The organism is Tabrizicola sp. (assembly GCF_036781545.1).
Lineage (GTDB): Bacteria > Pseudomonadota > Alphaproteobacteria > Rhodobacterales > Rhodobacteraceae > Tabrizicola.
This window is the reverse complement of record NZ_DAIQAT010000075.1, coordinates 7,068-16,239: the sequence shown is the minus strand read 5'-3', so window position 1 is coordinate 16,239 and position 9,172 is coordinate 7,068. Positions and strand designations below refer to the sequence as shown.

The window sequence follows — 9,172 nt, the reverse complement described above, 5'->3', positions numbered from 1 at the left end:
TCAACGACGTCTCAGACGACGATATCCTCGCCATGATCATCATGGGCAAAAAACCAAACAGGGAAGCTTGACCATGATCCGTTACGCCGTCATCGGAGCAGGATGGATCTCGCAGGAGGCATTCCTGCCGGGGGTTGCCGTCACCGGAAATTCGCGGGTCGCGGCCATCGTCTCGGGCAGCCCGGAGATCGCCCGGGAGCTGGCGGCACGCCATGGCGTGCCGGAGGTCATGGGCTATGACGGCTATGACGCCCTGGTGGGAAGCGACCGCATCGACGCAGTCTACATCGCGCTGCCGAACGACCTGCACGCCGATTTCACCATCCGCGCGCTGAAGGCGGGCAAGCATGTGATGGTCGAGAAGCCGCTCGCCACCAGCCTGGCGGAGGGCGAGGCGATGAACGCGGCCGCGGCCGAAAGCGGGGCCTTCCTGATGACCGCCTACCGGCTGCATAACGAACCCGGCACCCATGCGATGCTGGAGGCGGTGCGGTCGGGCCGGATCGGGGAACCGGTCCATGTCGCGGCGAGCTTCGGGTTCCAGACCCAGGCGGGCAACCATCGGCTGAAGGCCGGGCACTGGGGCGGGCCGCTTCCGGATGTCGGCGTCTATTGCCTGAACGCGGCGCGTCACATCCTGGCCGCCGAACCGGTGGCGGTGCAGGCCATGGCGGTCCGCCCGCCCGCAGACCCGCGCTTCGCCGAGATCGACGCGAGCCTTGCCGTGACCCTGCTCTTCCCGGGCGGGCGGCTGGCACAGTTCTTCTGCTCCTTCGGCTCGGCGCTGTCGGAGAGCCTTAATGTCATCGGCACGACAGGAGAGGTAATGCTGGACCCGGCGTTCCGTTTCGAATCGGCGATGCGGATGCGCCTTCGGGACGCAAGCGGCGAGACGACCCGGACCTTCCCCCAGGTCGACCATTTCGCCGGGCAGATCGCCTATTTCTCGGACTGCATCGCCAGCGGCACCCCCCCCGAGGCCGATGGCGAGGAGGGCCTTGCCGACCTGCAGGTCCTGCTGGCCATAGACGAGGCGGCGCGCAGCGGGACGACGGTGCCGCTGCCCCCGCGGGCCTTCGGGGCGGGGATCACCCCCGGGATGCGCCGCAGCTTTCCGCCCGCCGCGGCGACCCGCACCTGACGGACGCAATTCGTCGCTTCACAGGGAGATATCTGCCCCGTTGCAGCAACCTTGTCGCCCTCTCCGGGTTCCGGTAAATGATGGGCCGCCGGGGGGTGCCTCATGTCAGACCGATCCAGCGAGGACCTCGAGCCGACGGCCAGCGGGCACGGCGCGAAGGGAAGCCTTGCCCTCCTGACCCTTGGCTGCATCGGGGTGGTCTACGGCGATATCGGCACCAGCCCGCTTTACGCGATGCGCGAATCGATCCGCACCGCCAGCCAGAACGGCCTGATGCGGCACGAGGTGCTGGGCATCGTCTCGCTGCTGATCTGGACGCTGATCCTGATCGTGACCGTCAAATATGTGATCCTGGTCATGCGCGCCGACAACCACGGCGAGGGCGGGACCCTGTCACTGGTCGCGCTGATCCAGCAATCGTTTCAGACCCGGCCCGGCTGGTTGATCGGGATCGGGATGGTCGGGATCTCGCTGTTCTTCGGGGATGCGATGATCACACCCGCGATGTCCGTGCTGTCGGCAGTCGAGGGGATGGAATTGGTGGCGCCGGACTTTGCCCCCTTCGTCGTGCCCGTGACACTGGGCATCATCCTGATCCTGTTCTTCGTGCAGCGCTTCGGGACGGCGGTCGTCTCGGTGCTGTTCGGGCCGATCATGCTGGTCTGGTTCCTGACCATCGGCATCCTTGGCCTGCGGCATATCGGTGACGACTGGGCGATCTTCAGCGCGGTGAACCCCTGGCACGGCGTGCTGTTCCTGATCGAGAACGGCCATGCCTCGCTGATCGTGATGGGCTCGGTCTTTCTGGCCGTCACCGGGGGCGAAGCGCTTTATGCCGACATGGGGCATTTCGGCCGCCGCCCGATCCGCATCGCCTGGTCCGCGCTGGTCTTCCCCGCTCTGGTGCTGAGCTATCTGGGTCAGGGCGCGCTGGTGTTGGCGCATCCCGAAAAGGCGGGCAACCCGTTCTTCCTGATGGCCCCGGACTGGGCGCTGCTGCCGCTGGTGCTGCTGGCGACCTGCGCCACGGTGATCGCCAGCCAGGCGGTGATCTCGGGCGCCTTTTCGATGGTCAAGCAGGCGGTCCGCATGGGCCTGCTGCCGCGGATGGAGATCCTGCATACCTCGGAAAGCCAGTTCGGCCAGATCTACCTGCCCAAGGTCAACACGATCCTGGCGGTGGGCGTGGTCTTCCTGGTCCTGCAGTTCCAGTCCTCGTCCAACCTCGCCTCGGCCTATGGCATCGCGGTGACGGGCGACATGGTGATCACCTCAATCCTGGCGGCGGTGCTGTTCCGCCGGGTCTGGGGCTGGTCGCCGTTCCTGACCAACGTCGTCATCGGGCCGCTTCTGGCGATCGAGGTGATGTTCCTGATCGCCAATGCCACCAAGATCGTCGACGGCGGCTATGTGCCGATCCTGATCGCGACCGCGCTCTGCCTGCTGATGTGGACCTGGATGCGTGGCTCGGCCCATGTGCTGGCGCAGGCCCGGCGGGATGCGGTCAGCATCGACACGCTGATGATGACGATCCAGAAATCGAAGCGGATCAAGGAGGTGGCGGGCACCGCGGTCTTCCTGACCGCCGACCCCGAGGTCGCCCCTGCGGCACTGCTGCACAACATCAAGCACAACCAGGTGGTCCATGCCCAGAACCTGATCGTGGGCGTGAACATGGCCAACACACCCTATGTCGAGGAGGAGGATCGGCTGGAAATCACGCCGATCAACGACCGCTTCACCCGGATCAACCTGATCTTCGGCTATATGGAAGAGACCAACGTGCCGAAGGCACTGGCACTGGCCCGGCGGGCGGGGGTGAAATACGATATCATGGCGACCTCGTTCTTCCTGAACCGTCGGTCGTTCAAGTCGGGGAAAAAGCAGGGCCTGCCGCTCTGGCAGGAGCGCGTGTTCTTGGCGCTGACCCGCAGCGCGGCGGATGCGACCAGCTTCTACCGCCTGCCTGCGAACCGGGTGATCGAGCTTGGCCAGCAGATGGTGATCTGAGGGAGCTTTGCAATGACCGATCCCCTGCGCGTCTATCGCAAGCTGGCCCAGGCGAACCGGCTGGCCAATGCCCGGCTGCATCGCGCCTGTGCCGCGCTGGACCCGGTCGAGCTGTCGGCCCCGCGCCCGGCCTTCTTCGGGTCGATCCAAAAGACGCTGAACCACATCCTGATGGTCGACCGCTTCTACCTGAACGCGCTTCTCGGCCGCCCGCTTGACCGCGCGGCGCTGGACGAGGCGAGCTTCTGCCCCGACCTGTCCACCCTTGCCGCCTGGCAGGCAGACAGTGACGCGGCCCTCATCGCCCATGTCGAAGGCCTGTCGCCCGAGGCGCTGACCGGGATCGTCGCCATCGACCGGGGCGAGCGGGTGCAAAGCGACCGCCGCGACGATGTGCTGTCGCATATCTTCCAGCACCAGACGCATCACCGGGGTCAGGTGCATGGCCTCCTGTCCGCCACATCGGTCGCGCCGCCGCAGCTGGACGAGTTCATCGTGGGCGACGATGCAGCCGCCCGGGCCGAGGACATGGCGCGGCTCGGCTGGTCCGAGGCCGAGTTGATGCGCTAATCCGGGCGGCGCTTCCCGGTGGACCTTCCGCCCCCCGCGCCCTAGTCTTTCGCCCGAGTCACGAGGGTTCCATGTCCGACCAGCCCGCCTACCAGGTCCTTGCCCGCAAGTACCGCCCGCAAACCTTCGCCGACCTCATCGGGCAGGAGGCGATGGTTCGCACCCTGAAGAACGCCTTCGCCGCCGACCGCATCGCGCATGCCTTCGTGATGACCGGCGTCCGCGGGGTGGGCAAGACCACCACCGCCCGGATCATCGCCAAGGGGCTGAACTGCGTCGGGCCGGACGGGACCGGCGGGCCGACGACCGAACCCTGCGGGATCTGCGAGCCCTGCCGCGCCATCGCCGAGGGCCGCCATGTCGACGTGCTGGAGATGGACGCGGCCAGCCGTACCGGCGTGGGCGACATCCGCGAGATCATCGACTCAGTCCATTACCGGGCTGCCTCGGCGCGCTTCAAGGTCTACATCATCGACGAAGTCCACATGCTGTCGACCGCCGCCTTCAACGCATTGTTGAAGACGCTTGAGGAACCCCCGGCGCATGTGAAGTTCATCTTCGCCACCACAGAGATCCGCAAGGTCCCCGTCACCGTGTTGTCGCGCTGCCAGCGCTTCGACCTGAAGCGGATCGAGCCCGAGGTGATGATGGCGCACCTTGCCAAGGTGGCCGATCTGGAGGGCGCGAAGCTTGCCCCCGACGCGTTTGCGCTGATCACCCGCGCCGCAGAAGGCTCGGTCCGCGATGCGATGAGCCTGATGGACCAGGCCATCGCCCATGGCGCGGGCGAAACGACGGGCGATCAGGTCCGCGCCATGCTGGGCCTGGCCGACCGGGGCCGCACGCTCGACCTCTTCGACCTGATCATGCGGGGCGACGCCGCCACCGCGCTGTCCGAGCTTTCGGCGCAATATGCCGATGGCGCCGACCCGATGGCCGTGCTGCGCGATCTGGCCGAGATCACCCACTGGATTTCCGTCATCAAGATCAACCCCTCGGCCGCCGAGGACCCGACCACGCCGCCCGACGAACAGACGCGCGGGCAGGACATGGCGGCGCGCCTGCCGATGCGCGCCCTCACCCGGATGTGGCAGATGCTGCTGAAGGCGATCGAAGAGGTGGCGTTGGCCCCGAACGCCATGATGGCCGCCGAGATGGCGGTGATCCGGCTGACCCATGTCGCCGACCTGCCCGACCCGGAAACTCTGGTGAGGAAATTGCAGGACAGTCCGCGTCCGCCCGCTGGCCCCTCCGGCGGCGGCATTCCCGGTGGTGCACCCGCTGGCGGCGGCAGCCTCCACGCCCCGCGTCTTGCGCCCGTCCACGCCGCCCCGGCACGCGGCCCGGTGATGACCGCCGCCGCCCCGGCGCTGGCCGAAGGCCAGCTGCAGGTCTACGCCAGCTTCGCGCAGGTGATCGAACTGATCCGCGCGAAACGCGACATGCTGCTCTTGAACGAGGTCGAGACAGGCCTCCGCCTTGTCCGCTACGCCCCCGGCCGGATCGAGTTCGAACCCGCCCCCGGCGCCAAGCCCGACCTCGCCGCCCGCCTCGGCCAGCGCCTGCAGGGCTGGACCGGCGCGCGCTGGGGGGTCTCGGTCGTCGCCTCCGGCGGCCAGCCCAGCATCGCCGAGGCGCGCGACGCCGAACTGTCGGAAGTCCGCGCCCAGGCGGCCGAGAACCCTCTCGTGCAGGCGATCCTCACCGCCTTCCCCGGCGCAAAGATTTCCGAGGTCCGCTCGCCCGAGGCGATCACCGCGGAGGCCGCCGAAGCCGCCCTGCCGCAGGCCGACCCCGAGCTCGACGACGACTGGGACCCGTTCGAGGAATGATCCCCCGCCGCGCCACGCGGGCGGATGCCGCCACCCTCGCGCGGCTCAATGCCCATGTGCAGGGCTGGCATGCCGCGCGCTACCCCGAGGCCTTCTTCCCGACCCCCGACCCGGACGCCCTGACCGCCTGGTTCGCCGACCGCCTGTCGGACCCCGGCTGCACCGCCTTCCTGACCGGCGAGCCTGCCACCGGCTATGCCCTCTGCCAGCTCCAGACGCGGGAGGCGTCGATCTTCTCGCCCGCCATCCGCCGCCTGATGATCGACCATATCGCCGTCGTCCCCGAGGCCCGCCGCCGGGGCCAGGGCCGCGCGCTTCTGGAGGCCGCCCGCCAGCTTGCCCGCGACTTGTGGGTCGACGAAATCCTGCTCGACACCTGGGAGGCGAACCGCGACGCACATGCCTTCTTCCGCGCCGCAGGCTTTTCCCCGCGCAGAATGCTGTTCCGCGCCACGCCCTGAGCTTGCGCCCTGCCCCGCCAACCCATATCTCAAGGGAAACGGACGGAGAACGAGATGCTGAAGGGTCTGGGCGGCTTGGGCGGGCTTGGCGACATGGCCAAGATGATGAAGGCCGCCACCGAAATGCAGGGCAAGCTGGCCGGGCTGCAAGAGGAGCTGGGCCGCACGGTCGTCATGGGCGAGGCCGGGGCCGGGCTGGTCAAGGCCCGGGCGACGGCGAAGGGCGAGGTCACCGGCCTGGACATCGACCCCTCGATCCTGGTCGCCAGCGAGAAGGAAGTGGTCGAGGACCTGATCCTTGCCGCCATCCACGATGCCCAGGACCGGGCGCGCCAGCGCAGCGAGCAGGAAATGTCGAAGCTGGCCGAATCGCTGGGCCTGCCGCCCGGCATGAAGCTGCCGTTCTGACCCGGCGGCCATGGCGGACGAGACCGGCATCGAGGCGCTGATCGAACTGATGGCGCGGCTTCCCGGCCTCGGGCCAAGGTCCGCCCGTCGCGCGGTGCTGGTGCTCCTGAAGAAACGCGCGCAGCTGATGGCCCCTTTGGCGCAGGCACTGGCCGAGGTGGCGCTGGCCGCGAAGGAATGTCGGGTCTGCGGCAACATCTCCACGGCGGAAGTCTGCGCCATCTGTGCCGATCCGGCCCGGGCGACGGGGGAAATCTGCGTGGTTGAGGATGTCGCCGACCTCTGGGCCATGGAACGCGGCCAGGTCTTCCGGGGCCGGTATCATGTGCTGGGCGGCACGCTCTCTGCGCTGGACGCCGTCGGCCCCGAGGAGCTGGGCATTCCCCGCCTTGTGGCCCGCGTGGCCGAGGAATCCGCGCGCGAGGTCATTCTGGCGCTGAACGCCACTGTCGACGGCCAGACCACCGCGCATTACATCGCCGACGCCCTGTCCGGCACCGCGGCGCAGATCACCACGCTGGCACAGGGCGTCCCCATCGGCGGCGAGCTGGACTATCTCGACGACGGCACCATCGGCGCGGCGCTGCGGGCAAGGCGCAGGCTGTGACCCACCGCCTCGACCTCGACGAGAAGACGCAGTCGCACGAGGAGCCAGCGTAGGCGATTCGCGCCGGAGGGTTAACGCCCCACCCTCCCGACGCGCGTATGTATGGAAGCCATACGCAATCCATACCGGAACCAGACGGCCAATCCGGCCCAACGGTCTCCGGTTAAGCAAGCGCTCTCAAAGGCTTGCAGGTTCCAATCCCAGAAGCCCCGGCAACTCCGCCATCCGGTGAAACAGCGGCACCCCCAGCGCCGTCAGTTGCCGGGCGGTCACGGTCTCCGCCCCATGCGCCGCAAAGCCCAGCACCCGCATCCCCGCCGCCAGCCCCGCCTGCGCGCCCGAGGCGCTGTCCTCGATCACCACGCACCCCTCGGGCCGCGCCCCGCAAGCCCTTGCCGCTGCAAGATAAACATCCGGCGCAGGCTTCGGCGCGCCCATCCCTTGCCCCGACAACACCGCCCTGAACCGGCCGAACATCCCATGCTGGCCAAGGGTGATCTCCATCTTCTCCAGCGACCCGTTCGACCCCATCGCATAGGGAATCCCGGCCTGATCCAGCCGGTCCAGCACCCCAGTGACATCTGGCACCAAGGGCACGCCCTCGGCCAGCATCGCATACATCCGCCGATAGAAATCCGCGACCCAACCCTCCGGCAACCGGGCCCCCGCCGCCCGCGCCCGCGCCGCCACCATCTCGACCGTGCCGCCCAGGAACTCCGCCTCGAACCGGTCCAGCGACATCGGCAGGCCGTGAGCCGCAAGGTCTTGCAGGAACAGGGCAAATGTCGGCCCCTCGCTGTCAACCACGACCCCGTCGCAGTCGAAGAGCACGGCTTCGGGGCGGGTCATTCCGGGGCTCTCAACAAGGTCACGACGGTGTCGCCATACTTTCTCTGGTCGAGCAGTGCAAACCCCTCTGGCACGCGTGGGGCCACGCCTTCCTCCCAGACCACCATCGCGCCCGGCGCAATCCATCCGCCCTTCAGCGCTGCCCCAAGGGCCGCTTCGCCGAACCCCTTCCCGTAGGGAGGATCAAGGAAAACAAGACCATAGCCTTCGCCCGGGCTCACCCCCAGCCGGGTTGCATCCTGCCGGATCACCTGCGTCTCGCCCTCGACCCGCATTTTCGCGATATTGGCCCGAATCAGCGCCAGCGCCTTGGCGCCGTCATCGACGAATGTCGCCTGCACCGCCCCCCGGCTCAGGCTTTCCAGCCCCAGCGCCCCGGTCCCGGCGAACAGGTCCAGCACCCGCGCCCCTGCGACCGGGTTGCCATGGGCATTGATCAACAGGTTGAAGATCGCCTCGCGCACCCGGTCCGAGGTGGGCCGCAGATGCGCGGCTGCATCGCCCTCGCCCACCTCCGCCAGCTTCAGGCCCCGGCGTGCGCCGCCGATGATCCTCATCCCTTCAAGAGCGCCTTCAGGTCCGCCGCGGTCTCGATCACCTCGGGCGCGGGGGACCTGCCCATCTCGATCAGCCGCTTGCCGACCATATAGGCACGGCTGTCGTTCATCGCATCCACCGCCAGCAGATCGGCACCCCGGTAATACCAGAAGCTTGCCGCATCGCCCTCGCCCTTGCGGGTGACGATCCGGTCGTAGCCGCTGTTCAGGCCCGCGATCTGCAGCTTCAGGTCATACTGGTCCGACCAGAACCAGGGCTTCGCCCGATAGGGCTCGCCCGCCCCCAGGATGTTCGCCGCCACCGCCTCGGCCTGGTCGATAGCATTGCCGACCGATTCCAGCCGGATGCGCGCCCCCTTCCAGGGGAAGGACGCGCAATCCCCCGCCGACCAGATCGCGGGGTCCGAGGTGCGGCCCAGTTCGTCAGTGGCGATGCCGTTGTCCAGGACCAGCCCCGCCGCATCGGCCAGATGAGTGTTGGGCGTGATCCCGACCCCGACGATCACGAAATCCGCGGGCAACATGCGCCCGTCCTTCAGGAGCGCGCCTTCCACCCGGTCGTCACCAACCAGCCGGTCGAGGCCGGTCTCTTCCAGCACCTTCACCCCATGCGCCTTATGCAGCGCGCGGACGTAATCCGAGGTCTCGGGCGAAGCCACCCGTTGCAGGATGCGCGGCGCCATCTCCAGCACCGTCACGTCCAGCCCCAGCTTCGCCGCCACCGCCGCCGCCTCCAG

General features: G+C 68.1%; 10 protein-coding genes. 7 read left to right on the top strand and 3 right to left on the bottom strand.

The genetic code is table 11. The annotated features are described in order from the left end of the window. Positions 1-73 precede the first annotated feature (73 nt). The 7 genes from V7Q39_RS12365 to recR all read left to right on the top strand — a co-directional run bounded on the left by V7Q39_RS12365 (position 74) and on the right by recR (position 7,029). Positions 74-1,141 (top strand): Gfo/Idh/MocA family protein, encoded by a 1,068-nt coding sequence (locus V7Q39_RS12365; RefSeq protein ID WP_333816890.1) that lies wholly within the window; start codon positions 74-76, stop codon positions 1,139-1,141. 102 nt (positions 1,142-1,243) lie between these two features. Further along, positions 1,244-3,151, top strand: coding sequence for a potassium transporter Kup (locus tag V7Q39_RS12360; protein WP_333816889.1), 1,908 nt, complete (start codon positions 1,244-1,246; stop codon positions 3,149-3,151). 12 nt (positions 3,152-3,163) lie between these two features. Then, complete coding sequence (locus V7Q39_RS12355) at positions 3,164-3,721, top strand: DinB family protein (protein ID WP_333816888.1); 558 nt, start codon at positions 3,164-3,166, stop codon at positions 3,719-3,721. Between the two features lie 71 nt (positions 3,722-3,792). Continuing rightward, positions 3,793-5,553, top strand: a complete 1,761-nt coding sequence (locus tag V7Q39_RS12350; protein ID WP_333816887.1) for a DNA polymerase III subunit gamma/tau — start codon at positions 3,793-3,795, stop codon at positions 5,551-5,553. Further along, entirely contained in the window at positions 5,550-6,014 is a 465-nt protein-coding gene (locus V7Q39_RS12345; protein ID WP_333816886.1) for a GNAT family N-acetyltransferase, read from the top strand. Before V7Q39_RS12350 ends, V7Q39_RS12345 begins: the two co-directional genes overlap by 4 nt. Before the next feature lie 54 nt (positions 6,015-6,068). Next, a complete protein-coding gene (locus tag V7Q39_RS12340) occupies positions 6,069-6,422 on the top strand; it encodes a YbaB/EbfC family nucleoid-associated protein (RefSeq protein ID WP_333816885.1) in 354 nt (117 codons plus the stop codon). Positions 6,423-6,432: 10 nt separating this feature from the next. After that, complete coding sequence (gene recR, locus V7Q39_RS12335) at positions 6,433-7,029, top strand: recombination mediator RecR (RefSeq protein ID WP_333816884.1); 597 nt, start codon at positions 6,433-6,435, stop codon at positions 7,027-7,029. A 177-nt stretch (positions 7,030-7,206) separates the two neighbouring features. On the opposite strand, the gene V7Q39_RS12330 is transcribed toward recR, so the two are convergent. From V7Q39_RS12330 to V7Q39_RS12320, 3 genes are all read right to left on the bottom strand, one after another. Further along, complete coding sequence (locus V7Q39_RS12330) at positions 7,207-7,878, bottom strand: HAD family hydrolase (RefSeq protein ID WP_333816883.1); 672 nt, start codon at positions 7,876-7,878, stop codon at positions 7,207-7,209. Beyond that, a complete protein-coding gene (gene rsmD / locus V7Q39_RS12325; protein WP_333816882.1) occupies positions 7,875-8,435 on the bottom strand; it encodes a 16S rRNA (guanine(966)-N(2))-methyltransferase RsmD in 561 nt (186 codons plus the stop codon). The genes V7Q39_RS12330 and rsmD overlap by 4 nt, the downstream gene beginning before the upstream one ends. Continuing rightward, a partial coding sequence (locus V7Q39_RS12320; RefSeq protein WP_333816881.1) for an NAD(P)/FAD-dependent oxidoreductase occupies positions 8,432-9,172 on the bottom strand: 741 nt, incomplete at its 5' end. The genes rsmD and V7Q39_RS12320, both read right to left, overlap by 4 nt.

What these genes read in the sequence shown, in the direction of transcription:
- V7Q39_RS12365 (WP_333816890.1), top strand. Translation starts at nt 74, where the DNA reads ATGATCCGTTACGCCGTCATCGGAGCAGGATGGATCTCGCAGGAGGCA.
- V7Q39_RS12360 (WP_333816889.1), top strand. Translation starts at nt 1,244, where the DNA reads ATGTCAGACCGATCCAGCGAGGACCTCGAGCCGACGGCCAGCGGGCAC.
- V7Q39_RS12355 (WP_333816888.1), top strand. Translation starts at nt 3,164, where the DNA reads ATGACCGATCCCCTGCGCGTCTATCGCAAGCTGGCCCAGGCGAACCGG.
- V7Q39_RS12350 (WP_333816887.1), top strand. Translation starts at nt 3,793, where the DNA reads ATGTCCGACCAGCCCGCCTACCAGGTCCTTGCCCGCAAGTACCGCCCG.
- V7Q39_RS12345 (WP_333816886.1), top strand. Translation starts at nt 5,550, where the DNA reads ATGATCCCCCGCCGCGCCACGCGGGCGGATGCCGCCACCCTCGCGCGG.
- V7Q39_RS12340 (WP_333816885.1), top strand. Translation starts at nt 6,069, where the DNA reads ATGCTGAAGGGTCTGGGCGGCTTGGGCGGGCTTGGCGACATGGCCAAG.
- recR (WP_333816884.1), top strand. Translation starts at nt 6,433, where the DNA reads ATGGCGGACGAGACCGGCATCGAGGCGCTGATCGAACTGATGGCGCGG.
- V7Q39_RS12330 (WP_333816883.1), bottom strand. Translation starts at nt 7,878, where the DNA reads ATGACCCGCCCCGAAGCCGTGCTCTTCGACTGCGACGGGGTCGTGGTT.
- rsmD (WP_333816882.1), bottom strand. Translation starts at nt 8,435, where the DNA reads ATGAGGATCATCGGCGGCGCACGCCGGGGCCTGAAGCTGGCGGAGGTG.